Origin of the sequence: Pseudomonas sp. VS40 (assembly GCF_018587885.1) — a bacterium.
Classification (GTDB): domain Bacteria; phylum Pseudomonadota; class Gammaproteobacteria; order Pseudomonadales; family Pseudomonadaceae; genus Aquipseudomonas; species Aquipseudomonas pergaminensis.
This window is the reverse complement of sequence record NZ_JAGYWD010000003.1, coordinates 82915-107996: the sequence shown is the minus strand read 5'-3', so window position 1 is coordinate 107996 and position 25082 is coordinate 82915. Positions and strand designations below refer to the sequence as shown.

At 62.1% G+C, this 25082-nt stretch carries 24 protein-coding genes; 13 read left to right on the top strand and 11 right to left on the bottom strand.

The features are described from left to right. Nucleotides 1–2: 2 nt before the first annotated feature. Both glyS and glyQ read right to left on the bottom strand, forming a co-directional pair. Nucleotides 3–2057 (bottom strand): glycine--tRNA ligase subunit beta, encoded by a 2055-nt coding sequence (gene glyS / locus KHP07_RS09660; RefSeq protein WP_078046202.1) that lies wholly within the window; start codon nt 2055–2057, stop codon nt 3–5. After that, complete coding sequence (glyQ, locus tag KHP07_RS09655; protein WP_003187265.1) at nt 2054–3007, bottom strand: glycine--tRNA ligase subunit alpha; 954 nt, start codon at nt 3005–3007, stop codon at nt 2054–2056. The genes glyS and glyQ overlap by 4 nt, the downstream gene beginning before the upstream one ends. Before the next feature lie 81 nt (nt 3008–3088). Between glyQ and KHP07_RS09650 the strand changes: the two genes are divergently transcribed. Together KHP07_RS09650 and KHP07_RS09645 are read left to right on the top strand one after the other, a co-directional pair. Then, on the top strand, nt 3089–3646 hold the full coding sequence (locus tag KHP07_RS09650; RefSeq protein WP_078046203.1) for a DNA-3-methyladenine glycosylase I: 558 nt from the start codon (nt 3089–3091) through the stop codon (nt 3644–3646). Nucleotides 3647–3686: 40 nt separating this feature from the next. Next, complete coding sequence (locus KHP07_RS09645; protein WP_025854378.1) at nt 3687–4574, top strand: lysophospholipid acyltransferase; 888 nt, start codon at nt 3687–3689, stop codon at nt 4572–4574. 130 nt (nt 4575–4704) lie between these two features. On the opposite strand, the gene KHP07_RS09640 is transcribed toward KHP07_RS09645, so the two are convergent. From KHP07_RS09640 to def, 5 genes are all read right to left on the bottom strand, one after another. Beyond that, nucleotides 4705–5016: a hypothetical protein gene (locus tag KHP07_RS09640; protein ID WP_100491831.1), complete on the bottom strand. Its 312-nt coding sequence runs from the start codon at nt 5014–5016 to the stop codon at nt 4705–4707. A gap of 42 nt (nt 5017–5058) precedes the next feature. Further along, nucleotides 5059–6432 carry a Trk system potassium transporter TrkA gene (gene trkA, locus KHP07_RS09635; protein ID WP_065875588.1) on the bottom strand — a complete coding sequence of 458 codons (1374 nt, stop codon included), beginning with the start codon at nt 6430–6432 and terminating at the stop codon, nt 5059–5061. A 22-nt stretch (nt 6433–6454) separates the two neighbouring features. Next, nucleotides 6455–7765: a 16S rRNA (cytosine(967)-C(5))-methyltransferase RsmB gene (gene rsmB, locus KHP07_RS09630; protein ID WP_214497113.1), complete on the bottom strand. Its 1311-nt coding sequence runs from the start codon at nt 7763–7765 to the stop codon at nt 6455–6457. After that, nucleotides 7762–8715: a methionyl-tRNA formyltransferase gene (fmt, locus tag KHP07_RS09625; RefSeq protein WP_214497112.1), complete on the bottom strand. Its 954-nt coding sequence runs from the start codon at nt 8713–8715 to the stop codon at nt 7762–7764. Before fmt ends, rsmB begins: the two co-directional genes overlap by 4 nt. A 69-nt stretch (nt 8716–8784) precedes the next feature. Beyond that, nucleotides 8785–9291 carry a peptide deformylase gene (gene def / locus KHP07_RS09620; protein ID WP_029290229.1) on the bottom strand — a complete coding sequence of 169 codons (507 nt, stop codon included), beginning with the start codon at nt 9289–9291 and terminating at the stop codon, nt 8785–8787. Nucleotides 9292–9426: 135 nt separating this feature from the next. On the opposite strand from def, the gene KHP07_RS09615 reads away from it, so the two are divergent. The 3 genes from KHP07_RS09615 (at nt 9427) to tsaC (ending at nt 11973) form a co-directional block, all read left to right on the top strand. Continuing rightward, on the top strand, nt 9427–10203 hold the full coding sequence (locus tag KHP07_RS09615; protein WP_078046207.1) for a peptidoglycan-binding protein: 777 nt from the start codon (nt 9427–9429) through the stop codon (nt 10201–10203). Nucleotides 10204–10266: 63 nt separating this feature from the next. Beyond that, a complete protein-coding gene (gene dprA, locus KHP07_RS09610; RefSeq protein ID WP_078046208.1) occupies nt 10267–11361 on the top strand; it encodes a DNA-processing protein DprA in 1095 nt (364 codons plus the stop codon). A 54-nt stretch (nt 11362–11415) separates the two neighbouring features. Further along, a complete protein-coding gene (gene tsaC / locus KHP07_RS09605; RefSeq protein WP_078046209.1) occupies nt 11416–11973 on the top strand; it encodes an L-threonylcarbamoyladenylate synthase type 1 TsaC in 558 nt (185 codons plus the stop codon). 131 nt (nt 11974–12104) lie between these two features. Here the strand turns inward: tsaC and KHP07_RS09600 are convergent, their stop codons facing one another. Then, the gene (locus tag KHP07_RS09600) at nt 12105–13082 is read right to left on the bottom strand and encodes a quinone oxidoreductase family protein (RefSeq protein WP_099493292.1); all 978 of its coding nucleotides are present in this window, start codon (nt 13080–13082) and stop codon (nt 12105–12107) included. A gap of 159 nt (nt 13083–13241) precedes the next feature. Here KHP07_RS09600 and hemF point away from each other — a divergent pair, with 159 nt between their 5' ends. Both hemF and aroE read left to right on the top strand, forming a co-directional pair. Next, nucleotides 13242–14174, top strand: a complete 933-nt coding sequence (gene hemF / locus KHP07_RS09595; protein ID WP_078046211.1) for an oxygen-dependent coproporphyrinogen oxidase — start codon at nt 13242–13244, stop codon at nt 14172–14174. Beyond that, on the top strand, nt 14174–14992 hold the full coding sequence (gene aroE / locus KHP07_RS09590; protein WP_214497111.1) for a shikimate dehydrogenase: 819 nt from the start codon (nt 14174–14176) through the stop codon (nt 14990–14992). Before hemF ends, aroE begins: the two co-directional genes overlap by 1 nt. Nucleotides 14993–15106: 114 nt before the next feature. Here the strand turns inward: aroE and KHP07_RS09585 are convergent, their stop codons facing one another. The 3 genes from KHP07_RS09585 to betC all read right to left on the bottom strand — a co-directional run bounded on the left by KHP07_RS09585 (nt 15107) and on the right by betC (nt 19275). Beyond that, a complete protein-coding gene (locus tag KHP07_RS09585) occupies nt 15107–16675 on the bottom strand; it encodes a SulP family inorganic anion transporter (RefSeq protein ID WP_214497110.1) in 1569 nt (522 codons plus the stop codon). Nucleotides 16676–16830: 155 nt separating this feature from the next. After that, complete coding sequence (gene choX, locus KHP07_RS09580) at nt 16831–17745, bottom strand: choline ABC transporter substrate-binding protein (RefSeq protein WP_214497109.1); 915 nt, start codon at nt 17743–17745, stop codon at nt 16831–16833. Nucleotides 17746–17760: 15 nt separating this feature from the next. Next, nucleotides 17761–19275, bottom strand: a complete 1515-nt coding sequence (gene betC / locus KHP07_RS09575; protein ID WP_214497108.1) for a choline-sulfatase — start codon at nt 19273–19275, stop codon at nt 17761–17763. Nucleotides 19276–19378: 103 nt separating this feature from the next. Here betC and KHP07_RS09570 point away from each other — a divergent pair, with 103 nt between their 5' ends. The 6 genes from KHP07_RS09570 (at nt 19379) to KHP07_RS09545 (ending at nt 25046) form a co-directional block, all read left to right on the top strand. Next, a complete protein-coding gene (locus tag KHP07_RS09570; RefSeq protein ID WP_100491826.1) occupies nt 19379–20329 on the top strand; it encodes a choline sulfate utilization transcriptional regulator in 951 nt (316 codons plus the stop codon). Nucleotides 20330–20360: 31 nt separating this feature from the next. Next, complete coding sequence (locus KHP07_RS09565) at nt 20361–20690, top strand: DOPA 4,5-dioxygenase family protein (RefSeq protein WP_078046216.1); 330 nt, start codon at nt 20361–20363, stop codon at nt 20688–20690. A 96-nt stretch (nt 20691–20786) separates the two neighbouring features. Then, entirely contained in the window at nt 20787–21746 is a 960-nt protein-coding gene (locus KHP07_RS09560) for a 2-dehydro-3-deoxygalactonokinase (protein WP_214497107.1), read from the top strand. A gap of 1 nt (nt 21747) precedes the next feature. Beyond that, complete coding sequence (locus tag KHP07_RS09555; protein ID WP_214497106.1) at nt 21748–22368, top strand: 2-dehydro-3-deoxy-6-phosphogalactonate aldolase; 621 nt, start codon at nt 21748–21750, stop codon at nt 22366–22368. A gap of 47 nt (nt 22369–22415) precedes the next feature. Next, nucleotides 22416–23564 (top strand): galactonate dehydratase, encoded by a 1149-nt coding sequence (gene dgoD / locus KHP07_RS09550; RefSeq protein ID WP_003170741.1) that lies wholly within the window; start codon nt 22416–22418, stop codon nt 23562–23564. Between the two features lie 177 nt (nt 23565–23741). After that, the gene (locus KHP07_RS09545; RefSeq protein ID WP_078046219.1) at nt 23742–25046 is read left to right on the top strand and encodes an MFS transporter; all 1305 of its coding nucleotides are present in this window, start codon (nt 23742–23744) and stop codon (nt 25044–25046) included. The last annotated feature ends 36 nt before the right edge of the window (nt 25047–25082 follow it).

The following is a 25082-nucleotide window of genomic DNA, read 5'->3' as shown; positions in this document are numbered from 1 at the left end:
GGTCAGCTCAGCGTCGAAATGTCAGCGATATTGACGAACAAGCCACGCAGGCGCGCCAGCATGGCGTAGCGGTTTTTCCGCACGCCGGCATCTTCGGCATTGATCATCACGGCTTCGAAGAACGCATCCACCGGCTCACGCAAGGTGGCCAGGCGCGCCAATGCTTCGGCGTAGTTGCGCTCGGCGATCAGCGGCTTCACGGCGTTTTCAGCCTTGGCGATGGCCGAGTTCAGCGAAAACTCCTTGGCGTCTGCAAACAGGCCAGGGTCGACGTCGGCATTGCCCAGGCCTTCGGCCTTGCTCAGCAGGTTCGACACACGCTTGTTCACGGCGGCCAGTGCATCGGCTTCCGGCAGTTTGCGGAAGGCCTGCACGGCTTGTACGCGCTGGTCGAAGTCCAGCGCCGAACCCGGCTGCAGGGCACGTACCGACAGGTACACCGACACGTCCACGCCTTCGTCTTCGTAGCGCGCACGCAGGCGGTCGAACACGAACTCCAGCACTTGTTCGGCCAGGCCGGCTTGCTTGACCTTGGCACCGAACTGGCCGACGGCGAACACCACGGCCTGGGTCAGGTCGAGGTCGAGCTTCTTGTCGATGAGGATACGCAGCACGCCCAGGGCCGCTCGGCGCAGGGCATACGGGTCTTTGCTGCCGGTTGGCAACATGCCGATACCGAAGATACCCACGAGGGTGTCCAGTTTGTCGGCGATCGCCACAGCTGCACCGGTCAGGGTGGTCGGCAGTTCAGCGCCGGCACCGCGTGGCATGTACTGCTCGTTCAGGGCCAGGGCGACATCTTGCGGCTCGCCGTCGTTGAGCGCGTAGTAGTAGCCGGCGACACCTTGCATCTCCGGGAACTCGCCGACCATCTCGGTGGCCAGGTCGCACTTGGACAGCAAGCCTGCACGCGCAGCCCAGGCGGAATCGCCGCCAATGCGTGGCGCAATGTAGGCGGCCAGCTTGGAGACCCGTACGGCCTTGTCGTAGACGCTGCCGAGTTTTTCCTGGAACACCACGTTTTGCAGGCGCAGGTTGAAGTCTTCGAGCTTCTGCTTCTTGTCTTGCTTGAAGAAGAACTCGGCGTCAGTCAGGCGCGGGCGAACGACTTTTTCGTTACCGGCGATGATCTGCTGCGGGTCCTTGCTCTCGATGTTGGCCACGGTGATGAAACGCGGCAGCAACTTGCCATCCACATCCAGCAGGCAGAAATACTTCTGGTTGTCCTGCATGGTAGTGATCAGCGCTTCTTGCGGCACGTCGAGGAAACGTTCCTCGAACGAGCACACCAGCGGCACTGGCCACTCAACCAACGCCGTCACTTCGTCGAGCAGGCTTGGCGGCACGATGGCGGTGCCTTCCTGCAGGCGGGCCAGCTCTTCGGTGCGCTTGCTGATCAGCTCGCGCCGCTCGTTGGCGTCGGCCAGCACATAGGCGGCGCGCAGGTCGTTGAGGTAGTTGGCCGGCGACGTGATGCGTACGGCTTGCGGGTGGTGGAAGCGGTGGCCACGGGAATCACGACCGGCTTTCTGGGCGAGGAGGGTGCAGTCGATGACTTGATCACCGAGCAGCATCACCAGCCACTGGGTTGGACGTACGAACTCTTCCTTGCGAGCACCCCAGCGCATGCGCTTGGGAATCGGCAAGTCGTTCAGGGAATCTTCGACGATGGTCGGCAACAGGCTGGCGGTCGGCTTGCCGGTGATGACCTGGCTGAAACGCAGTTTCGGACCGCTCTGGTCGATCTCGCTCAGTTCCACGCCACACTTCTTGGCAAAACCCAGTGCAGCTTGAGTCGGGTTGCCTTCAGCATCGAAAGCCGCCTGGCGTGGCGGGCCGTCGAGGTTGATGCTGCGGTCCGGTTGCTGGGTTTCCAGCGCGGTCAGCAACACGGCCAGGCGACGTGGCGCGGCGTAGACTTTTTTCGCGGCGAATTTCAGGCCAGCGGTCTGCAGGCCTTTTTCGATACCGGCCAGGAACGCGTCGGCCAGGGTGTTCAGTGCCTTGGGTGGCAGCTCTTCTGTGCCCAGTTCAACCAGGAAATCTTGAGCACTCATTGTGCAGCCTCCAGCTTAGCCAACACTTCATCACGCAGGTCCGGGGTTGCCATCGGGAAGCCCAGCTTGGCGCGAGCCAGCAGGTAGGCTTGGGCGACGGAACGCGCCAGGGTGCGCACACGCAGGATGTATTGCTGGCGCGCGGTGACCGAGATGGCACGGCGGGCATCCAGCAGGTTGAAGGTATGGGAGGCCTTCAACACCATTTCATAGCTTGGCAACGGCAGCGGCTGGTCGAGTTCGATCAGGCGCTTGGCTTCGCTTTCATAGAAGTCGAACAGTTCGAACAGTTTGTCGACGTTGGCGTGTTCGAAGTTGTAGGTGGACTGCTCCACCTCGTTCTGGTGGAACACGTCGCCGTAGGTCACTTTGCCGAACGGGCCATCCGCCCACACCAGGTCGTAGACCGAGTCCACGCCTTGCAGGTACATGGCCAGGCGCTCGAGACCGTAGGTGATCTCGCCGGTCACCGGGTAGCACTCGATGCCACCGGCTTGCTGGAAGTAAGTGAACTGCGTCACTTCCATACCGTTGAGCCAGACTTCCCAGCCCAGGCCCCAGGCGCCCAGGGTCGGCGATTCCCAGTTGTCTTCGACAAAACGGATGTCATGGACCAGTGGGTCGAGGCCCACATGCTTGAGCGAGCCCAGGTACAGTTCCTGGAAGTTGTCCGGGTTCGGCTTCAGTACCACCTGGAACTGGTAGTAGTGCTGCAGACGGTTCGGGTTTTCGCCGTAGCGGCCGTCAGTCGGGCGACGACTGGGCTGCACATAAGCGGCGTTCCAGGTTTCCGGGCCAATGGCCCGCAGGAAGGTAGCGGTGTGGAAAGTGCCGGCGCCTACTTCCATATCGTAGGGCTGAAGTACCACACAACCTTGCTCGGCCCAGTATTGCTGGAGGGCGAGGATCAAGTCTTGGAAGGTACGCACGGCTGGCGTAGGCTGGCTCACGAAATTCACCTGTTACTTGGGCTGCGATTTAAAGAGCGGGAGTATACCCGATTCGGCCGCGCCACCATCCCCTGGAGCCTTATGCCACGCTGCTTTTGGTGTTCTGAAGATCCGCTGTACATGGCTTATCACGATCAGGAGTGGGGAACGCCGCTGCGCGATGCGCAGGGTTTGTTCGAGTTGCTTTTACTCGAAGGGTTCCAGGCGGGCCTGTCCTGGATCACCGTTTTACGCAAACGCGAGCATTATCGAAAGGTCTTGTTCGGTTTTAATGCGCAGCGCTTGGCCCAACTGAGCGACGCCGAGATCGAAGCGCTGATGCTCGATCCGGGCATCGTGCGTAACCGCCTGAAACTCAATGCCACCCGACGCAATGCCGCCGCCTGGCTGGCGCTGGAGGACCCGGTGGGGTTGCTCTGGTCCTTCGTCGGCGGCACACCCAAGGTCAACCATTTCAAGGATCGCAGCGAAGTCCCGGCGATCACGCCCGAGGCCGAAGCAATGAGCAAGACGCTGAAAAAAGCCGGCTTTACCTTTGTCGGCCCGACCATTTGCTACGCGTTCATGCAGGCCTCGGGCATGGTCATGGACCACACTCAGGACTGCGACCGTTACGCGGACCTGGCCAACGCCGGTTAGAATGCCGGCTTTGCGCACCACACACGATCAGGAGTGACCTGTGGAAAAGTTTAAAGGCGCCTTGCTGGTAGGCGCTCTCCGGCTGTTTGCCCTGCTGCCATGGCGCGCTGTCCAGGCCGTCGGCACGGCTATTGGCTGGATTATGTGGAAAACCCCCAATCGTTCCCGCGACACCGTGCGGATCAACCTCTCCAAATGCTTCCCGGACATGGACCCCGCCGAGCGCGAAGCGCTGGTCGGCCGCAGCCTGATGGACATCGGCAAGTCCCTGACCGAAAGCGCCTGCGCCTGGATCTGGCCGGCCCAGCGCTCCATCGATCTGGTGCGTGAAGTCGAAGGCTTGGAGGTGCTGCATGAAGCCCTCGCCTCGGGCAAAGGTGTGGTCGGTATCACCAGCCACCTGGGCAACTGGGAAGTGCTGAACCACTTCTATTGCAGCCAATGCAAACCGATCATTTTCTACCGCCCGCCCAAACTCAAGGCGGTGGACGAATTGCTGCGCAAGCAGCGCGTGCAACTGGGCAACCGTGTGGCCGCGTCGACCAAGGAAGGCATCCTCAGTGTGATCAAGGAAGTGCGCAAAGGCGGCCAGGTAGGTATCCCCGCCGACCCGGAGCCGGCCGAATCCGCCGGGATCTTCGTGCCATTCTTCGCCACCCAGGCGCTGACCAGCAAGTTCGTGCCGAACATGCTCGCCGGCCACAAGGCGGTAGGCGTGTTCCTGCATGCGCTGCGGCTGCCGGACGGTTCGGGTTACAAAGTGATCCTGGAAGCGGCGCCGGAAGACATGTACAGCACCGACACTGCCACGTCCTGCGCGGCGATGAGCAAGGTGGTGGAACGTTATGTCGGCGCGTACCCGAGCCAGTACATGTGGAGCATGAAACGCTTCAAGAAGCGCCCGCCGGGTGAGGCGCGGTGGTATTGAGCCACCCCTGACTCAAGACCCATGAAGATCTAATGTGGGAGCTGGCTTGCCTGCGATGCAGGCAATTCAGTCTTTCAGTTAAACCGAGTTGATGCCATCGCAGGCAAGCCAGCTCCCACAAGGGATCGGCTCAAGGTTGGCGGTCGAGTTTCTTCAGGAACACCGTCATCTCTTTTTCGGCCTGTTTGTCGCCATGGGCCTGGGCCGCTTCGATGCCCTTCTCCCACGCCAGCCGCGCCGCCGAACGATCTTCCAAGCCCAACTGCGCCTTGCCCAGAAGCTTCCACGCCGCCGAATATTTCGGATCAAACTCGACGCACTTTTGCAGATGCTCCGCCGCCTTGGCGTTGTCTTTCAAGTCCAGGTAACCCTTGCCCAAGCCAAACCGTAGCAGCGCGTTATCCACACCCTTGGCGAGCATTTTCTCCAGTGACTCAAGCATACAACCCCCCCTTTAGGAGCCGGCTTGCCGGCGGTAGCGCCATCAGAAAAAACTCAGCCCCACGTGGAACAACTTCTCCACATCGCGAATATGTTTCTTATCCACCAGAAACAGGATCACATGGTCCCCGGTTTCAATCACCGTATCGTCATGGGCGATGATCACTTCTTCATCACGAATGATCGCGCCTATGGTCGTCCCCGGCGGCAGGCCGATATCGCGGATGGCCTTGCCGATCACCTTGCTCGATTTCGAGTCACCGTGGGCAATCGCCTCGATGGCTTCCGCCGCGCCTCGACGCAGGGAGTGCACGCTGACGATATCGCCACGGCGCACGTGGGCGAGCAAGGTGCCGATGGTGGCCAACTGCGGGCTGATGGCGATGTCGATATCGCCACCTTGGATCAAGTCCACATAAGCCGGGTTGTTGATGATGGTCATCACCTTTTTCGCACCCAGCCGCTTGGCCAGCAATGACGACATGATATTGGCTTCGTCATCGTTGGTCAGGGCCAGGAAGATATCGGCGTCGGCGATGTTTTCTTCCATCAGCAGGTCGCGGTCCGAGGCGCTGCCTTGCAGGACGACGGTGCTGTCGAGGGTGTCGGACAAATGCCGGCAACGTGCCGGGCTCATCTCGATGATCTTGACCTGGTAGCGGCTTTCGATGGCTTCGGCCAAGCGCTCGCCGATCTGCCCTCCCCCCGCGATGACGATGCGTTTGTAGGTCTCGTCGAGGCGGCGCATTTCGCTCATGACCGCGCGAATATTCGCCTTGGCGGCGATGAAAAATACTTCGTCGTCAGCCTCGATCACCGTATCGCCCTGGGGCAGGATCGGGCGGTCACGGCGGAAAATCGCGGCTACGCGGGTTTCCACATTCGGCATGTGCTCGCGCAACTGACGCAGTTGCTGCCCCACCAGCGGGCCGCCGTAATAGGCCTTTACCGCGACCAGTTGCGCCTTGCCGCCGGCAAAGTCGATCACCTGCAGGGCGCCGGGGATTTCGATCAGGCGCTTGATGTAGTGGGTGACCACTTGCTCGGGGCTGATCAACACGTCCACCGGAATCGCATCGTTGTCGAACAGGCCGGCGCGGGTCAGGTAGGCCGCTTCGCGCACGCGGGCGATCTTGGTCGGAGTGTGGAACAGGGTGTGGGCGACCTGGCAGGCGACCATGTTGGTTTCGTCGCTGTTGGTCACGGCGACGAGCATGTCGGCATCGTCAGCGCCGGCCTGGCGCAGCACGGTTGGAAACGACGCGCGGCCCTGCACCGTGCGGATGTCCAGGCGGTCGCCGAGGTTGCGCAGGCGCTCGGCATCAGTGTCGACCACGGTGATGTCGTTGGCTTCACTGGCCAAATGTTCGGCCAGCGTACCGCCGACCTGCCCTGCCCCAAGGATGATGATTTTCATCCGGTCACTCCCTTAAAACCATTCAGCCGCGCGCGGCGGCGATCTTGATCAGTTTGGCGTAGTAAAAGCCATCGTGTCCGCCTTCTTGCGCGAGCAACTGGCGGCCATGGGGCTGCCTGATGCCGGCCGTGGTGGCAAGGTCCAGCTCCCGGGCGCCGCTGGTGCGGGCGAGGAAGGCTTCGATCACCTCGGTGTTTTCAGTCGGCAACGTGGAGCAGGTGGCGTAGAGCAGGATGCCGCCGACTTCCAGGGTTGGCCACAGCGCGTCGAGCAATTCGCCTTGCAGCACGGCCAGCGCGGCGATGTCATCGGGTTGGCGGGTGAGCTTGATGTCCGGGTGGCGACGGATCACCCCAGTGGCGGAGCACGGCGCATCGAGCAGGATGCGCTGGAACGGTTTGCCGTCCCACCAGGTGGCGGTGTCGCGGCCGTCGGCGGCGATCAGTTCGGCGCTGAGGCCCAGGCGGGCGAGGTTTTCGCGCACGCGCACCAGGCGCTTGGCTTCCAGGTCGACAGCCACCACACCGGCGAGGTCTTGTTGTACCTCAAGGATGTGGCAGGTCTTGCCGCCTGGCGCGCAGCAGGCATCCAGCACGCGTTGGCCGGGCGCCAGGTCGAGCAGGTCGGCAGCCAGTTGCGCCGCTTCGTCCTGCACGCTGATCCAGCCTTCGGCAAAGCCCGGCAGGCTGCGCACATCGGTGGCCGCTTCGAGCACGATGCCGTCGACGCTGTACACGCACGGCGTGGCATTGATGCCGGCGGTGGTGAGCAATTGCAGGTAGGCGTCACGGCTGTGATGACGACGGTTGACCCGCAGGATCATCGGCGGGTGCGCATTGTTCGCCGCGCAAATGGCTTCCCACTGCTCAGGCCAGAACGCCTTCAGGGATTTTTGCAGCCAGCGCGGATGGGCGGTGCGCACCACCGGGTCATGTTCCAATTCGGCCAGCAGCGCTTCGCTTTCGCGCTGGGCGCGGCGCAGCACGGCATTGAGCAGGGCTTTGGCCCAAGGTTTTTTCAGCTTGTCGGCGCAACCGACCGTTTCGCCGATCGCGGCGTGAGCGGGGACGCGGGTATAGAGCAACTGATACAGGCCCACCAGCAGCAGCGCCTCGACATCCGCATCGGCGGCCTTGAACGGTTTCTGCAGCAGCTTGGCCGCCAGCGCCGACAAGCGTGGCTGCCAGCGGGCCGTGCCAAAGGCCAGGTCCTGGGTGAAACCGCGATCGCGGTCTTCGACCTTGTCCAACTGGGTCGGCAATGAACTGTTCAGCGACGCCTTGCCGTTGAGAACGGCGGCGAGAGCCTTGGCGGCGGCCAGACGCGGGTTCATTGGGCGACCACCCCGAGGACGGTGCCCAGGGCAAATTTCTCACGACGGCTGTTGAACAAATCGCTGAAATTAAGCGCCTTGCCCCCGGGCAATTGCAGACGGGTCAGGCACAGCGCCTGATCGCCGCAAGCGACCAACAGGCCGTCCTTGCTGGCGCCGATGATTTCACCGGGCGCGCCCTTGCCTTCGGCCAGGGTTGCGGCCAGCACTTTCAAGGCTTCGCCATTTAGCGTGCTATGGCAGATCGGCCACGGGTTGAAGGCGCGTACCAGGCGCTCCAGCTCCACGGCCGGGCGGCTCCAGTCGATGCGCGCTTCGTCTTTGTTCAGTTTGTGGGCGTAGGTCGCGAGGCTGTCGTCCTGTATTTCGCCTTCCAGCGTACCGGCTGCCAGGCCGGCGATGGCCTGGGTCACGGCAGGCGGGCCCAGCTCGGCAAGGCGGTCGTGCAGGCTGCCGCCGGTGTCTGCGGCGGTGATCGGGGTGGTGACTTTCAGCAACATCGGGCCGGTGTCCAGGCCAGCCTCCATGCGCATCACGGTCACGCCGCTCTCGCTGTCGCCGGCTTCCACGGCCCGCTGGATCGGCGCCGCCCCGCGCCAGCGTGGCAGCAGCGACGCATGGCTGTTGATGCAACCCAGGCGCGGGATATCCAGCACCGCTTGCGGCAGGATCAAGCCGTAGGCAACGACCACCAACAGGTCTGGCTTGAGCGCCGCCAGTTCGGCCTGGGCCTCGGCATTGCGCAAGGTCGGCGGTTGCAGCACGGGAATGTCGTGCTCCAGCGCCAACTGCTTGACCGGGCTCGGCATCAGTTTTTGCCCGCGACCGGCCGGGCGATCCGGCTGGGTGTATACCGCGACGATGTCATAAGGGCTGGCAAGCAGCGCCTTGAGGTGTTCGGCGGCAAATTCGGGGGTACCGGCAAAAACAATGCGCAGTGGCTCGGTCATGGGAGTTCTCGGTTAAAAGCAGTCACAAAAGAAAAAGGCTTGCCGCAGCAAGCCTTTGGAAGAAGGGCATCAAGCTTGCTGGCGATGCTTTTTTTCCAGCTTCTTCTTGATCCGGTCGCGCTTGAGCGTGGACAGGTAGTCGACAAACAGCTTGCCATTGAGGTGGTCGCATTCGTGCTGGATGCACACCGCCAGCAGGCCTTCGGCAATCAGCTCGAACGGCTTGCCGTCGCGGTCCAGGGCCTTGATCTTCACGCGCAGCGGGCGTTCGACGTTCTCGTAGAACTCCGGCACCGACAGGCAGCCTTCCTGGTATTCACCCATCTCGTCGGTCAGCGGTTCGAACTCTGGGTTGATGTACACCATCGGTTCGCTGCGATCTTCCGACAGGTCCATGACCACGACGCGCAGATGCACGTTGACCTGGGTAGCGGCGAGGCCGATGCCCGGGGCTTCATACATTGTTTCAAACATGTCATCGACCAACTGACGAACCTTGTCGTCCACTACGGCCACCGGTTTGGCGATCGTGCGCAGGCGCGAGTCGGGAAATTCGAGGATGTTCAAAATAGCCATAAGCGTAATTGCTGCACATGTGAGGTAGAGGCAAATCGGCGTTGGGATGGACCCAGACAGCCGGTGTGAAACGTCCCTAAGCCGCGAAGGCCCTGGCATTTCACGCGAACGCACATAATAAAGGAGATTCACCCCATGAGGAAATCGCTACTCGTCTTGCTGCTGTGGGCCCCGCTTGCCATGGCCCTGCTGCCCCAGCCCGTCCAGCGTCTGGATCAACCGACGCAACAGGCCATACAGCGCTTTTTACTGCATAACCGCATTCTTGATTCGCCCCAGGATCTGGACAACGCCCCTTACATTATCGCCGCCGATGCAGGGCGTGTGCTGGGGGCTAACGGTGAGCGGGTGTATGCCCGAGGCAACCTGGAACCTTCCCAACCCCATTACGGAATATTCCGACGCGGCAAGGTCTATACCGACCCTCAGACCCAGGAGCTGCTGGGCATCAATGCCGACGACATCGGCACGGCGCAATTTGTCGTGGCCGGCGACCTGACGACCCTGGCCGTACAGCGGGTCACTCAAGAGGTGCGACCCGGCGACCGCCTGTTACGCGCGGAGTCTCCCGTCGACCCGGCGACTTTTTCGCGCAAGCCAAGCGCGGCTTTCGTGAAAGGGCAAATCATCGATATCCCCAAAGGCGTCACCCAGATCGGCGTGCTCGATGCCGTCACGCTCAACAAAGGTCGCCGCGATGGCCTGGCCGAAGGCCAACTGCTCAGCGTGATCAAGACAGGCGCCACCGTCCGCGACACCCTCACTGGTGCCCCGGTGGCACTTCCCGATGAGCACGCCGGCACCCTGCTGGTGTTTCGCACCTACGAAAAGCTCAGTTACGGCCTGGTGCTCAGTGCCTCACGACCCTTGGTGGTGATGGACCGTTTCGAGACTGCTCATCAAACACAATAAATAGCCTGCTAAATAAGTTACCAACAGAGTTATCCACAGCTTGTTCTGATCAAGGACGATCCAATGAATCCGATAAACAGTCATGAAATATCCCCGTCAGAATTGGAAGCCCGACTACGCTTGCACAGGCTGCCGGAACTGGGTCCGAAACGTTTTCACCTACTGATCGAAGCGTTCGGCTCTGCGTCGAAGGCGATCAGCGCCCCCGCCAGTGCCTGGCGTTCACTGGGCTTGCCTGCCACCAGTGCCGATGCACGGCGCAGTCATGAAATCCGCGACGGTGCCAGTGCGGCATTGGCCTGGCTGGCGCGTCCGGGCCAGCATTTGCTGATGTGGGACCAGCCGGAGTACCCCGCGTTGCTCGCCCAGATCGATGACGCGCCACCGCTGTTATTCGTTGCAGGGGACCCTCTGATCCTGGAAAAACCGCAACTGGCGATGGTGGGCAGCCGTCGTGCATCCCGTCCTGGCATGGACACGGCGGCTGCGTTTTCCCGCAGTTTGGCGAGCGCGGGTTTTGTCATCACCAGCGGCCTGGCCTTGGGCATTGACGGCGCCGCCCATCAAGCGGCATTGGACGTGGGCGGCCAGACAATCGGCGTGCTCGGCACCGGGCTTGAAAATTTTTATCCACAGCGCCACAAACGGTTGGCAGCGGCGATGATTGACCAGGGCAGCGCCGTGGTTTCCGAGTTTCCCCTGGACGCTCCGCCCCAGGCCGGCAACTTCCCCAGGCGTAACCGCATCATCAGTGGCCTGTCCCTGGGCGTGCTGGTGGTGGAAGCCAGCATGGCCAGCGGTTCGCTGATCACCGCGAAACTGGCGGCCGAGCAAGGACGGGAGGTGTATGCCATTCCGGGTTCCATCCACCATCCCGGTGCCAAGGGCTGTCATCAGTTGATCCGCGACGGTGCGGTGTTGGTGGAAACCATCGAGCACATTCTTGAAGGGTTGCGCGGCTGGCAGGCGCTGTCCCGCCCGACGCCGATCCCTGTCGTGCATCCGCTCGTGGCGCTGCTGCACGCGGCGCCCCACACCAGTGAGGCGCTGTCGATTGCCAGTGGGCGGCCGTTGTCCCAGGTGTTGGCGACCCTGACCGAGCTTGAGCTCGAAGGCCAGGTCATCTGCGAAAGCGGACGCTGGCTTGCGCGCTGCTAGGTTTTGTAACGAAGATCGGTAAACTGCGCAGAGCTTTAGTCTGGAGAGTGAACAATGGTCAACCGGTGGCGTGTGCTGGAAACCGCACGAGAAATTCGCGCAGGCGCAGTGATTGCCTATCCAACCGAAGCGGTTTGGGGCTTGGGCTGCGACCCGTGGAACGAAGAAGCAGTGGACCGTTTGCTCGCCATCAAGAACCGTTCGGTGGACAAGGGCCTGATCCTGGTGGCGGACAACATCCGCCAGTTCGACTTCCTGTTTGAAGACTTCCCGCAGGATTGGATCGACCGCATGGCCAGCACCTGGCCGGGGCCGAACACCTGGCTGGTACCGCACCAGGATTTGCTGCCGGAATGGGTAACGGGTGTGCACGACACCGTGGCGCTGCGCGTGACGGACCATCCACTGGTGCGCGACTTGTGCTCGCTGGTGGGGCCGTTGATTTCCACCTCGGCCAACCCGCAGGGCCGTCCGGCGGCACGCACGCGGATTCGCGTGGAGCAATACTTCCGTGGCCAGGTGGACCTGGTGTTGGGTGGCGCCCTGGGTGGGCGCAAGAACCCGAGCCTGATTCGCGATCTGGCGACGGGTGAGGTGGTGCGGCCTGCTTGAGACCGAGGTGTTGCCATCGCCGGCAAGCCCGGCTCCCATACCTGATCCGCGTCTTTCATGACAACGCGGTCAAATGTGGGAGCCGGGCTTGCCCGCGATGAGGCCCTTACAGACTCCAGATATCGGTTGCCTTACGGCAACAGAATGGTCGACCCCGTCGTGCGCCGCCCCGACAACTCCGTCTGCGCCTTCGCCGCTTCCGCCAGCGGGTAGCGCTGGTTGATATCAATGCGCACCTTGCCGCTCTTGATCATCGAGAACAGGTCATCGGCCATCGCCTGCAGGTTCTGCGGGTTGTTGGCGTATGTCGCCAACGTCGGCCGGGTGACGTACAGCGAGCCCTTGGCCGACAGGATCCCCAGGTTCACCCCATCCACCGCGCCCGACGCATTACCGAAACTCACCACCAGCCCTCGCGGCGCCACGCTGTCCAGCGACGTCAGCCAGGTGTCCTTGCCGACACCGTCATACACTACTGGGACTTTTTTGCCGTCGGTCAACTCCAGCACGCGCTGTGCGACGTCTTCCTTGCTGTAGTCGATGGTTTCCCAGGCGCCGAGGGATTTGGCCAGTGCGGCTTTTTCCGGCGAACTCACGGTACCGATCAGCTTGACGCCCAGGGCCTTGGCCCATTGGCAGGCCAGGGAGCCCACGCCACCTGCGGCGGCATGGAACAGGATGGTTTCGCCGCCTTTGAGTTCATAGGTCTGGCGCAACAGGTATTGCACGGTCAGGCCCTTGAGCATGGCGCCGGCGGCTTGTTCGAAGCTGATGTCGTCGGGCAGGTGCACCAGGTTGGCGGCGGGCAACACATGCAATTGGCTGTAGGCGCCCAGCGGGCCGCTGCCGTAGGCCACGCGGTCGCCGACCTTGAATTGGGTGACTTCGCTACCGACAGCGTCGACTACGCCAGCGCCCTCTGCGCCCAATCCCGATGGCAACGCGGGTGGCGCATACAGGCCGCTGCGGAAATAGGTGTCGATGAAGTTGAGGCCGATCGCCTCGTTGCGCACGCGAACCTGCTGCGGGCCCGGCTCGGCCGGCGTGTAGTCCACATACTCAAGTACATCGGGGCCGCCATGGGCGCTGAACTGGATACGTTTTGCCATCTGCCTTCTCCTTGGGTCGAATTCGCGTAGCCCCCTATCCCACTCCTAAGCTTGATCTTCGTCAACTGCGGCGCAACGGGGTGCAGTGGTATCCTGTGCGCCCATTTGCCGCCGACGCCCAATGGCCTCGCGTAGCTTTGCCCGATTCAAGGTGATGCCATGACTACCCGCACCGAGGCTGTAAAGGCCTACCTGCTTGACCTGCAAGACCGTATTTGCAGCGCCCTGGAAACCTTCGAGACGGACACTCGCTTTATCGAAGACGCCTGGACCCGGCCTGCCGGTGGCGGTGGTCGCACCCGTGTGATCGAAAACGGCTCGGTGATCGAAAAAGGCGGCGTTAACTTTTCCCACGTGTTTGGCAGCGGCCTCCCACCGTCCGCCAGCGCGCATCGGCCTGAACTGGCCGGCCGTGGTTTTGAGGCCCTGGGCGTGTCGCTGGTGATCCACCCACACAATCCTCATGTGCCGACTTCCCACGCCAATGTGCGTTTTTTCATCGCCGAAAAAGAAGGCGAAGAGGCGGTGTGGTGGTTCGGCGGCGGTTTCGACCTCACGCCTTACTACGGCAACGAAGAAGACTGCATCCACTGGCACCGCGTGGCCGAGCAGGCCTGTGCGCCGTTCGGACCGGACGTGTATTCGCGCTACAAGGCCTGGTGCGACACCTACTTCCACATCAAGCACCGCAACGAACCGCGCGGTATCGGCGGTCTGTTCTTCGATGACTTGAACGAGTGGGACTTTGACACCTGCTTCGCCTTCATTCGCGCCATCGGCGACGCGTACATCGACGCTTACCTGCCGATTGTGCAGCGCCGCAAGGCTATCGCCTACACCGAGCAACAGCGCGAATTCCAGGAATTCCGCCGTGGCCGCTACGTAGAATTCAACCTGGTCTATGACCGTGGCACCCTCTTCGGCCTGCAGTCGGGCGGGCGCACCGAGTCGATCCTGATGTCGCTGCCGCCGCAAGTGCGCTGGAGCTATGACTGGAAGGCCCAGGCCGGCAGCGAAGAGGCACGCCTCACCGACTACTTCCTGCAAGACCGCGACTGGCTGGGCGTTGCCACGCCCAAGGCGGCTGTCTGATGGACCGTTATGTCGTCTTCGGCAACCCCATCGGCCACAGTAAGTCACCGCTGATCCACCGGATGTTCGCCGAGCAGACGGGCGAGCAACTGGACTACAGCACCTTGCTCGCGCCCTTGGAGGATTTCACCGGCTGCGCCCGTGAGTTTTTCCTACAGGGCCGAGGCGCCAATGTCACAGTGCCGTTCAAGGAAGACGCTTACCGCCTGGCCAACAGCCTCACCGAGCGCGCCCAACGCGCGGGTGCGGTGAACACCCTGAGCAAGCTGGCCGATGGCAGCCTGCTGGGCGACAACACCGACGGCGCCGGCCTGGTGCGCGACCTCACGGTCAATGCCGGGCTGACCCTGCAAGGCAAGCGCATCCTGTTGCTGGGCGCGGGTGGCGCGGTACGTGGCGCGCTGGAGCCGCTGCTGGCCGAGCAGCCGGCCTCGCTGATCATCGCCAACCGCACCGTGGAAAAGGCGGAATTGCTCGCCGAGTTGTTCGACGATCTGGGCCCGGTGTCTGCCAGTGGTTTCGACTGGCTGCGTGAGCCGGTGGACGTGATCATCAACGCCACCTCCGCCAGCCTGTCAGGCGATTTACCGCCGATCGCCGGCAGCCTGATCGAACCAGGCAAGACGTTTTGCTACGACATGATGTATGCCAAGGAGCCGACCGCGTTCTGCCGCTGGGCCAACGAACACGGCGCAGCCGTGGCGATGGATGGCCTGGGCATGCTGGTTGAGCAAGCGGCGGAAGCGTTCTCCCTGTGGCGCGGCGTGCGCCCGGATTCGGCGCCAGTGTTGGCTGAGCTGCGCCGCCAGTTGATCTGACACTGATCCGAATGTGGGAGGGGGCTTGCCCCCGATGAGGGAGTGTCAGTTGATACATCCATGGCTGACACACCGCTATCGGGGGCAAGCCCCCTCCCACATTGTTGATCGTTTTCAGTCTTGGAACTGGATGGGGCAGTTGTCGGCCCCTTCCAGTTTCCTCAACTCTTCCATCACCTGCGGCCGAGCCCGGCGCAAGGTCAAACTACGTCCCAACCCACGTAGTCGCCGCGCCTCCTGGTGCAGCATCTCCACCCCGGAATAGTCGATAAAGTTGATCTGCTGGGCCTCGATCACCACCCGTTCACCCTGCAGGCTCTGCAGGCGCACTTGCAGGTAATGGCTGGCGCCGAAGAAGATCGAGCCGCCCACCCGGAGCACATCCTCATCCCCGTCGCGCCATTGCTGTACCCGTGGTTGCGAGGTGCGCTTGAGGTAGAAAAACAGCGACGCCAGTACCCCGGCATAAATCGCCGTCTGCAGCTCCAGCAGCAAAGTGGCGACGCAGGTAAGGCCCATCACCACAAACTCGGCGCGACTCACACGGAACAACGCTCGAATGCCGCGATGGTCCACCAGGCCCCAGCAAATCAACAGGATGCTTGCGGCCATGCTCGGTATCGGGATGTGCGCAATCAACGCTGCACCGAATAATGCGAACAACGCCACCCACAGAGCGGAAAACACGCCAGCCAACGGCGAGCAGGCGCCTGCTTCGTAGCTGAGGCCGGAGCGCGTAAAGGAACCCGCTGACAGGTAGCCGGAGAAAAATCCGCCCACGATATTGGATAAACCCTGCGCGCGAACCTCTTGGTTGGCATCGAGCAATTGTTGCGAACGGGCCGACAGCGAGCGGGCAATCGACAGGCTGGTCACCAGCCCGAGCATGCCCACCGCCACGGCGCTGGGCAGCAGGCGCAAGATCATGTCCAAGTCCATCGGCAACGGGCTGAACGGCGGCAGCTTGCCAATAAACGAACTGACCAGCGCCACGTGCCCGAACATCGCCGGCCACAGCCACGCCACCAGGCTGCCCAGTGCCAGGGCGATCAACAACGTCGGCCAGCGCGGCATCAGGTATTTGAGCAGCGCGCCCAGCAGTAAAGTGCCCAACCCCAGGGCAAGGGACGCACGGTCCCATTCGCCACTGTGGTGGATCAGTGCCAGCAGGCTATTGATTGCCGTGGCCTGGCTCGGTAGGTCCAGCCCCAACAAGTTGGGCAACTGTCCCAGGGCGATCACCACCGCGGCGCCCAGGGTGAAACCGAGCACCACCGAGTGAGAGACAAAATTCACCAGCGCGCCAAAGCGCAGCATGCCCAGCAGCCACTGGAAGATGCCGGCGAGGAAGGTGAGCAGCAGGATCAGCGTGATGTAGTCCTGGGACCCCGGCACAGCCAGGGGACTGACGCTGGCGTAAAGCACAATGGAAATGGCCGCCGTGGGCCCGCAGATCAGGTGCCAGGAGGAGCCCCAGAGGCAGGCGATCAACACCGGGATGATCGCGGCGTAAAGGCCGTATTCGGGGGGGAGGCCGGCGATCAGCGCGTAGGCAATCGACTGTGGCAGGGCGAGCACGGCGCCACTGAGGCCAACCAGTGCGTCCCGACCGACGCTGGCGCGGGTCTGGCGCGGCAGCCAGGCGAGAAAGGGGAAAAGTGATTGGCGGTTGGGCCGGGGCATGAAAGGCTCGGATTGAAAGGTTTGCATCAGGTTATCAGCACACACCGGTCCCTGTGGGAGCTGGCTTGCCTGCGATGCAGGCGACTCGGTCTGTCAGTAAGACCGAGGTGATCCTATCGCAGGCAAGCCAGCTCCCACACAAGCCAGTTTGAGGCTCAGAGTTTGGCTTTTACAGCGGCCAGCGCATCCTTGCCATCCACGGTCTTCACGCCATCCAGCCACTTATCCAATACCGCCGGGTTGGCCTTGATCCACGCCTTGGCTGCGTCGGCATTGCTGACTTTGTTATTGGCCACCTGCGCCATGATGGCGTTCTCCATCTCCTGGGTAAAACTCAGGTTGGTCAGCAGCTTTCCTACGTTCGGGCAGGCTTGTGCATAGCCCTTGCGGGTCAAGGTATACACGCTGCCGGTGTCACCAAAGTATTTCTCTCCGCCTTTGAGGTAGTGCATTTTCAACTGCACGTTCATCGGGTGCGGGGTCCAGCCGAGGAAGGTGACGAACTTTTGCTTCTTCACCGCTCGCGACACTTCGGCGAGCATCGCTTGTTCGCTGGACTCGATCAGCTTCCATTGACCGAGATCGAAGTCGTTCTTCTTGATGATCTCCTGCAGCGAGATGTTCGCCGGCGCGCCGGAGCCGATGCCGTAGATCTTCTTGTCGAACTTGTCGGCAAACTTGTTCAGGTCGGCAAAGTCATGCACGCCGGCGTCCCACACGTAGTCGGGCACGGCGAGGGTGAACTCGGTGCCGTCGAGGTTCTTCGCCAGTTGCACCACGTCGCCATTGGCCACGAACTTGTCATAGAAGCCCTGCTGCGCCGGCATCCAGTTGCCGAGGAACACGTCTACCTGACCGTCCTTGAGCCCGCCAAATGTGATCGGCACCGCGAGGGTGTCGACCTTGGCCTTGTAGCCCATGCCGCTTAACAGGAAACCGGTGATGGCATTGGTGGCGGCGATATCGCTCCAGCCGGGATCGGCCATCTTTACCGTTTCACAACTGGCGTCTGCGTAAACATTGGCGCTTCCCAGCGCCAGGAGCCCCAGCATCACAGTTAACTTTTGCATGGCCTTCCCTCAGTGTTATTGGTTTTGGCAGGGTTGTGGATAACGTGCCTTGCGCTCCAGGTCGTCGAGGTCGATATGGTTGCGCATGTATTGCTGACTGGCGTCCACCAGTGGCTGGTGATCCCAGCTCTTCAGCTTGCCCTGGGTCAGTGCGTCAAACACCAGACGGCGGCGGCGTTGGCTGGCGAGCACCTGCTGGTGGATCGCCGGGATGTCCCATTTGGCCCGCGCCTCGTCCAGGAAGGCTGCAAACAGCGCCTGATGCTGCGGCGACTGGCTGAGGTCTTCCTGCTCCCGAGGGTCGTTGTGTACATCGAACAGTAGACAAGGGTCGTCTTCGCTGTAGATGAATTTGTAGGCGCCACGGCGAATCATCATCAGTGGGCTGATGGTGCCTTCAGCCATGTATTCGCCGAACACTTCGTCGTGCCCGCCCTGCCCTTGCAAGTGCGGAACCAGCGAGCGGCCGTCCAGCGGCAGGCGCGGGTCCAACTCGCCGCCGGCCAGTTCAACCAGGGTCGGCAACAAGTCGGCGGTGGACACGGCTTTGCTGACGCGGCCCGCCGCGAATTGCCCTGGCGCACTGATCAGCAGCGGTACGCGGGCGGCCATTTCAAACCAGTGCATTTTGTACCAGAGGCCCCGCTCGCCGAGCATGTCGCCGTGGTCGCCGGAGAAGATGATGAGGGTGTCATCGGCCAGGCCGGTATCTTCCAGGGTCTGCAGCAGCTTGCCGACATTGCTGTCGATGTAGCTGCACGCGCCGAAATAGGCACGGCGTGCGTCGCGGATCTTATCCACAGGCAGCGGCTTGTCCCACAGGTCGTAGACCTTGAGCAGGCGCCGGGAGTGGGGGTCGAGATCGCCTTGCGCAGGGGTCGTCGGCAAAGGGATGTCGGCGTCGTCGTACAGGTCCCAGAACGGCTTGGGAATGGTGTACGGGTCATGGGGGTGGGTCATCGACACGGTCAGGCAAAACGGCTGGTCGCCGTCTTCACGGATATGGTCGAACAGGTATTGCTGGGCCTTGAACACCACCTCTTCGTCGAAATCCAGCTGGTTGGTGCGCACGCATGGCCCGGCTTGCAGCACCGACGACATGTTGTGGTACCAGGAGGGGCGCACGTCCGGCTCGTCCCAGTTCACCGCCCAGCCATAGTCGGCGGGGTAGATGTCACTGGTCAGGCGCTCTTCGTAACCGTGCAGTTGATCGGGGCCGCAGAAGTGCATCTTGCCCGACAGTGCGGTGCGGTAGCCGAGGCGACGCAGGTAGTGGGCGTAGGTTGGCACATCGGCGGGGAAATCGGCGGCGTTGTCGTACGCGCCAATCTTGCTCGGCAATTGCCCGCTCACCAGGGTGAAGCGCGACGGTGCGCACAGCGGGCTGTTGCAATAGGCGGCGTCGAAAACAACGCCTTGCGCGGCAAGGCGGCTCAGGTTGGGCAGCTTGATCGGCGAAGGACCGTAGAACGGAAGCAGGGGGGCGGCCATTTGGTCGGCCATGATGAAAAGAATGTTCTTGCGCTTCATGATCTATCGGCATTCCATAGGCGGTGTTTATGCGAATGAGCATGCAGCCCATGGAAAATGGGGTAAAGCCCATGAAAAGCAATGTCTAGGATAAGCACAGCTTATGTATGAAGCCCTCGGTGACCTGTCCCTCGACCTGCTGCGCGCCTTTGAAGCGGCAGCCCGTCATCGCAGCTTTACCGCCGCCGCGATGGAGCTGGGCACCACCCAGCCTGCGATCAGCCAGCAGATCAAGCGCTTGGAAGAGCAACTGGCGATCCGTCTGTTTGATCGCATCTACCGTGGCATCGAACTCACCGATGCTGGCGCCCTGCTGTTCGAGCATGTGCAGGGCGGTTTGCAGGCCATCAACGCGGGCCTCAGCGCGATCACCCAGCAAGATCAGCACGAAGTGCTGCAAGTGGCCACCGACTTCGCCTTCGCTGCCTATTGGCTGATGCCGCGCCTGCATCGCTTTCACGCGGCGAACCCCCAGGTGGATGTGAGCCTGGTCACCAGCGAACGCAACCACGCGACCTTGCGCAGCGACATCGACGTGGCGGTGCTGTTTGGCGACGGTCGTTTCAAGCAAGGTGACAGCCTGTGGCTATTCAACGAGGAAGTGTTCCCGGTGTGCAGCCCGCAATGGCTCCAGGCACAGGCCAGCCCACTGTCTGTACAAAATTTGCACGATTTTCCCTTGTTGCACCTGCGTCAGGAAAACAACAGCCAGTGGTTCGACTGGAGCGGCGTATTCCGTGAGCTGGGCATCGCCAGCGCGCCAACGCCCGGCCAACTGCGTTTCGACAACTACACCCTACTCATTCAGGCGGCGATTGCCGGCCAGGGCGTGGCTATCGGCTGGCGGCACCTTGTGGATAACCTGCTGGAACAGGGCTGGTTGTGCCGACCGGTCAGCGACACGGTGATCTCGCGCTTTGGCTATTACGTGGTGCAACCCCAGCGCAAACGCCGGGGGCAGTTGGTGGAACGGTTTGTCGACTGGCTGGTGGCCGAGCAAGCCAGCAGCGCGCAGTCCTTGACCGGGCTGGCCCTGCCGTCCATTGCGGTCTAGCATCTGGCGCATATTGGATCCGGAGTCCGCTATGCAACGTATTAAGGGCTACCACGCCCATATCTACTTCGACGCACACACGATCGACCAGGCGCGCACCTTGTGCGAAGACGCCGCCAAACTCTTCCCACTGCGCATGGGCCGTGTGCATGAACGCCCGGTGGGCCCGCACCCAGACTGGAGCTGCCAGCTGGCGTTCGAGCCGGAATACATCGGCGTGGTGCTGCCGTGGCTGGTGATCCATCGCAATGGGCTGGTGGTGTTCTTGCACCCCGATACGGGCGATGACCTGAAGGATCACACCGACTATGCGGTCTGGATGGGTGCGATGCGGGAGCTGGACTTGTCAGCCTTTTCCTAAACTGTATCCCTAAATATGGGATCAATATTTATATATTGAGACTTTCTCGCCCATAGGTTTATATTCGCTGCATCCGCTCAGAACTCAGGTGAAGCGATGCAGGCGCAATTGATCGCGCTCGATTGGGGGACCAGCTCCCTTCGTGCTTATAAACTCGGCCACGCAGGCGTGGTGCTCGAACAGCGCTCGCTGGGGTGGGGCATCATGCATTTGCCCAGCGAGCCGCGGGACATCGCCGGCGTGCGCTGCAGCGATGGCTTCGAGTTGGCGTTCGATGCGGCCTGCGGCGATTGGCTCGACGCCGCGCCAAACCTGCCGGTGATCGCCTGCGGCATGGTCGGCAGCGCCCAGGGCTGGAGCGAAGCGGCCTATCGCAACACCCCGGTCGACGTGGCGAGCCTGGGCCAGGCCCTGCACCGCGTGCGCAGTTTGCGTGGGGTCGATGTGAATATCGTGCCGGGCGTGATTGAGCACGTTGGCTTGCCCAACGTGATGCGCGGCGAAGAAACCCAAGTATTGGGCGTGCTGCAAGGGCTGGGCGCGGATGGGTTGATCGGCCTGCCCGGCAGCCATTCCAAGTGGGTCGAGGTGGTCGAGGGCTGCATCACCCACTTCGACACCTTCATGACCGGCGAGCTGTTCGCGGTGCTGAGCAAGCACAGCATCCTCGGGCGCACCCAGCAACCCAGCGAACGATTCCAGGCCGACGCCTTTGACCGAGGCGTGCAGGTGGCGCTGTCAGAGGACGGCCAGCGCGGTGTGCTGTCGACCCTGTTCAGCGCACGCACCCTGGGACTCACCGGCGAACTCGCTCCTGACCAGCAGCCCGATTACCTCTCGGGCTTGCTCATCGGCCATGAACTCGCCGGTTTGCCCGACAGCGCAAAACACCAGCCGATCGTCCTGGTCGGCGCCGCTCCCCTCTGCGCCCGCTATCAACGCGCCCTCGCCCTTTGCGGCTTTGCCCACGTCAGCCTGGCACAAGAAGCCACCGAGCGTGGCCTGTGGCAACTGGCCGTAGCGGCCGGGCTCACTCAACTTGTATCGGAGGCCTGACATGCTCAAGCAAGCACTCGCGCAAAACGGTTTGATCGCCATTCTGCGTGGCATTCGCCCGGACGAAGCCCAGGCCGTCGGCCAGGTGCTGTATCAGGCCGGGTTTCGTGTAATCGAAGTCCCGCTCAATTCGCCTGACCCTTACACCAGCATCCGCACCCTGCGCGACAGCCTGCCCGCCGATTGCCTGATCGGTGCCGGCACGGTGTTGACGCCTGAGCAAGTCGAGCAGGTGAAGGCAGCCGGTGGTCAGGTGATCGTCATGCCCCACAGCGATGCCAAGGTGTTGCGCGCCGCCAAAGCCGCAGGCCTGTTCCTGTCGCCGGGTGTGGCGACGCCAACCGAAGCCTTCGCCGCACTGGCCGAAGGCGCCGACGTTTTGAAGCTCTTCCCGGCCGAGCAGATGGGCCCGGCGGTGATCAAGGCGTGGCTGGCGGTATTGCCGGCAGGCACTTTGCTGCTGCCGGTGGGTGGCATTACCCCGGACAACATGCAGGTGTTCACCGACGCCGGCGCCAAAGGTTTCGGGCTGGGTTCCGGGTTGTTCAAACCGGGTATGACCGTGGATCAGGTAGCGAGCCGCGCCCAGGCTTATGTCGCCGCCTGGAAAGCCCTGAGCTGACATCAAGTTTCGCGCCCCTGGCGCTGCATCTATAAGAGAGACAAGAGATGAAAATCACCAAACTGACGACCTTTATCGTCCCGCCGCGCTGGTGCTTCCTCAAGGTCGAGACCGACCAGGGCGTGACCGGCTGGGGTGAGCCCGTGGTCGAAGGCCGCGCTCACACCGTGGCGGCTGCCGTTGAAGAACTGTCCGACTACCTGATCGGCAAAGACCCACGCAATATCGAAGACATCTGGACCGTGCTCTATCGCGGCGGCTTTTATCGCGGCGGCGCCGTGCACATGAGCGCCCTCGCTGGTATCGACCAGGCGTTGTGGGACATCAAGGGCAAGGCCCTCGGCGTGTCCGTCAGCGACTTGCTCGGTGGCCAGGTGCGCGACAAGATCCGCGTGTACTCATGGATCGGCGGCGACCGCCCCGCAGACACCGCCCGCGCCGCCAAAGAGGCCGTAGCCCGAGGCTTCACGGCGGTAAAAATGAACGGCACCGAAGAGCTGCAGTTCGTCGACAGCTTCGAAAAGGTCGACCTGGCCCTGGCCAACGTCGCCGCCGTGCGTGATGCGGTCGGACCCAACGTCGGCATCGGCGTCGACTTCCATGGCCGCGTGCACAAGCCCATGGCCAAGGTGCTGATGAAGGAGCTGGACCCCTACAAGCTGATGTTTATCGAAGAGCCGGTGCTCAGCGAAAACTACGAAGCGCTCAAGGAACTCGCGCCGCTGACCAGCACCCCGATTGCCCTGGGCGAGCGCCTGTTCTCGCGCTGGGACTTCAAGCGTGTACTCAGCGAAGGCTATGTCGACATCATCCAGCCCGATGCTTCCCACGCGGGTGGCATCACCGAAACCCGCAAGATCGCCAACATGGCCGAGGCCTATGACGTGGCCCTGGCACTGCACTGCCCGCTGGGTCCGATTGCCCTGGCGGCGTGTTTGCAACTGGATGCGGTCTGCTACAACGCGTTTATCCAGGAGCAAAGCCTGGGCATTCACTATAACGAGAGCAATGACTTGCTCGACTACGTGCGCGATCCGGGCGTGTTCGACTACGACCAAGGCTTCGTGAAGATTCCCAACGGACCGGGCCTGGGCATCGAGATCAACGAAGAATACGTGATCGAACGCGCTGCCATTGGTCACCGCTGGCGCAACCCGATCTGGCGGCATGCCGACGGCAGCTTCGCCGAGTGGTAATAGTCCTCTGAAGGAACGCGGTAAAAAATGTGGGAGCTGGCTTGCCTGCGAAGGCGGTGGGTCAGCTTGCATCGCTGGCACTGATACACGGTCTTCGCAGGCAAGCCAGCTCCCACATTTAGATCCGGTTCCTTCAGTAAGACTTGTCCTCAACAAACATAAGAAGAGGCACCCCCCATGCACCCTGAATCCTTCACCGGGCAGGCATCTTTAGTCACGCCTACCAGAAAGCGTTTCTTCATCATGGTGCTGCTGTTTATCACCGTGGTGATCAACTACCTCGACCGCAGCAACCTGTCCATCGCCGCCCCGGCACTGACCAGCGAACTGGGCATCGACCCAGTGCACGTCGGGCTGATTTTCTCCGCGTTCGGCTGGACCTATGCAGCCATGCAGATCCCTGGCGGCTGGCTGGTGGACCGCGTGCCGCCGCGCATTCTCTATACCGTCGCACTGATCTTGTGGTCCATCGCCACCGTGATGCTCGGCTTCGCTGCCAGCTTTATTGCGTTGTTCGTGCTGCGCATGGCGGTGGGGGCCCTGGAAGCCCCGGCGTATCCGATCAACAGCCGCGTGGTCACCACCTGGTTTCCCGAGCGCGAACGCGCCACGGCGATTGGCTTCTACACCTCCGGGCAGTTTGTCGGGCTGGCATTCCTCACGCCGGTACTGGCCTGGCTGCAACACGCCTTCGGCTGGCACATGGTGTTTGTCGTCACCGGTGGCGTTGGCATCCTGTGGGGGATCATCTGGTACGCGGTGTATCGCGAGCCGAAGGATTTCAAAGGCGCCAACGCTGCTGAAATCGAGTTGATCCGCGAAGGCGGCGGCCTGGTGGACATGCAGGAAAAAACCGCCAAGGCCCCGTTCAGTTGGGTCGACCTGGGGATCGTGCTGAGCAAGCGCAAACTCTGGGGCATCTACCTGGGGCAGTTCTGCCTGAACTCCACGCTGTGGTTTTTCCTGACGTGGTTCCCCACCTACCTGGTGAAATATCGCGGGATGGACTTCATCAAATCCGGCCTGCTGGCATCGTTGCCGTTCCTGGCGGCGTTTGTCGGCGTGCTGTGTTCCGGGATCTTTTCCGACTGGCTGATTCGTCGCGGCGCGTCGGTGGGGTTTGCGCGCAAGTTGCCGATCATTGGCGGGCTGCTGATTTCCACGGCGATCATCGGCGCCAACTATGTTGACTCGACGGCCTGGGTGATTGCGTTCCTGGCGGTGGCGTTCTTTGGCAATGGCCTGGCGTCGATTACCTGGTCGCTGGTGTCGACCCTGGCACCGGCGCGCCTGTTGGGGCTGACCGGTGGGGTGTTCAACTTCATCGGCAACCTGTCGGCGATTGCCACGCCGATTGTGATCGGCTTTTTGGCTAGCGGTGATTCGTTTGCGCCGGCGATTACCTATATCGCGGTGCTGGCCTTGCTCGGGGCGCTTTCCTACGTGTTGCTGGTCGGTAAAGTCGAGCGGATCGAGTTGTAAAAACGGGCGACCTTGCGGTCGCCCTTTTTCATTTCG

Coding starts and splice junctions, on each gene's coding strand:
- KHP07_RS09585 (WP_214497110.1), bottom strand. CDS start 16,675: ATGCCCCGGCCCAACCGCCAATCACTTTTCCCCTTTCTCGCCTGGCTG.
- KHP07_RS09650 (WP_078046203.1), top strand. CDS start 3,089: ATGCCACGCTGCTTTTGGTGTTCTGAAGATCCGCTGTACATGGCTTAT.
- KHP07_RS09560 (WP_214497107.1), top strand. CDS start 20,787: ATGCAGGCGCAATTGATCGCGCTCGATTGGGGGACCAGCTCCCTTCGT.
- KHP07_RS09640 (WP_100491831.1), bottom strand. CDS start 5,016: ATGCTTGAGTCACTGGAGAAAATGCTCGCCAAGGGTGTGGATAACGCG.
- fmt (WP_214497112.1), bottom strand. CDS start 8,715: ATGACCGAGCCACTGCGCATTGTTTTTGCCGGTACCCCCGAATTTGCC.
- KHP07_RS09545 (WP_078046219.1), top strand. CDS start 23,742: ATGCACCCTGAATCCTTCACCGGGCAGGCATCTTTAGTCACGCCTACC.
- rsmB (WP_214497113.1), bottom strand. CDS start 7,765: ATGAACCCGCGTCTGGCCGCCGCCAAGGCTCTCGCCGCCGTTCTCAAC.
- dgoD (WP_003170741.1), top strand. CDS start 22,416: ATGAAAATCACCAAACTGACGACCTTTATCGTCCCGCCGCGCTGGTGC.
- dprA (WP_078046208.1), top strand. CDS start 10,267: ATGAATCCGATAAACAGTCATGAAATATCCCCGTCAGAATTGGAAGCC.
- KHP07_RS09565 (WP_078046216.1), top strand. CDS start 20,361: ATGCAACGTATTAAGGGCTACCACGCCCATATCTACTTCGACGCACAC.
- KHP07_RS09615 (WP_078046207.1), top strand. CDS start 9,427: ATGAGGAAATCGCTACTCGTCTTGCTGCTGTGGGCCCCGCTTGCCATG.
- tsaC (WP_078046209.1), top strand. CDS start 11,416: ATGGTCAACCGGTGGCGTGTGCTGGAAACCGCACGAGAAATTCGCGCA.
- KHP07_RS09555 (WP_214497106.1), top strand. CDS start 21,748: ATGCTCAAGCAAGCACTCGCGCAAAACGGTTTGATCGCCATTCTGCGT.
- KHP07_RS09570 (WP_100491826.1), top strand. CDS start 19,379: ATGTATGAAGCCCTCGGTGACCTGTCCCTCGACCTGCTGCGCGCCTTT.
- choX (WP_214497109.1), bottom strand. CDS start 17,745: ATGCAAAAGTTAACTGTGATGCTGGGGCTCCTGGCGCTGGGAAGCGCC.
- aroE (WP_214497111.1), top strand. CDS start 14,174: ATGGACCGTTATGTCGTCTTCGGCAACCCCATCGGCCACAGTAAGTCA.
- def (WP_029290229.1), bottom strand. CDS start 9,291: ATGGCTATTTTGAACATCCTCGAATTTCCCGACTCGCGCCTGCGCACG.
- hemF (WP_078046211.1), top strand. CDS start 13,242: ATGACTACCCGCACCGAGGCTGTAAAGGCCTACCTGCTTGACCTGCAA.
- trkA (WP_065875588.1), bottom strand. CDS start 6,432: ATGAAAATCATCATCCTTGGGGCAGGGCAGGTCGGCGGTACGCTGGCC.
- betC (WP_214497108.1), bottom strand. CDS start 19,275: ATGAAGCGCAAGAACATTCTTTTCATCATGGCCGACCAAATGGCCGCC.
- KHP07_RS09600 (WP_099493292.1), bottom strand. CDS start 13,082: ATGGCAAAACGTATCCAGTTCAGCGCCCATGGCGGCCCCGATGTACTT.
- glyS (WP_078046202.1), bottom strand. CDS start 2,057: ATGAGTGCTCAAGATTTCCTGGTTGAACTGGGCACAGAAGAGCTGCCA.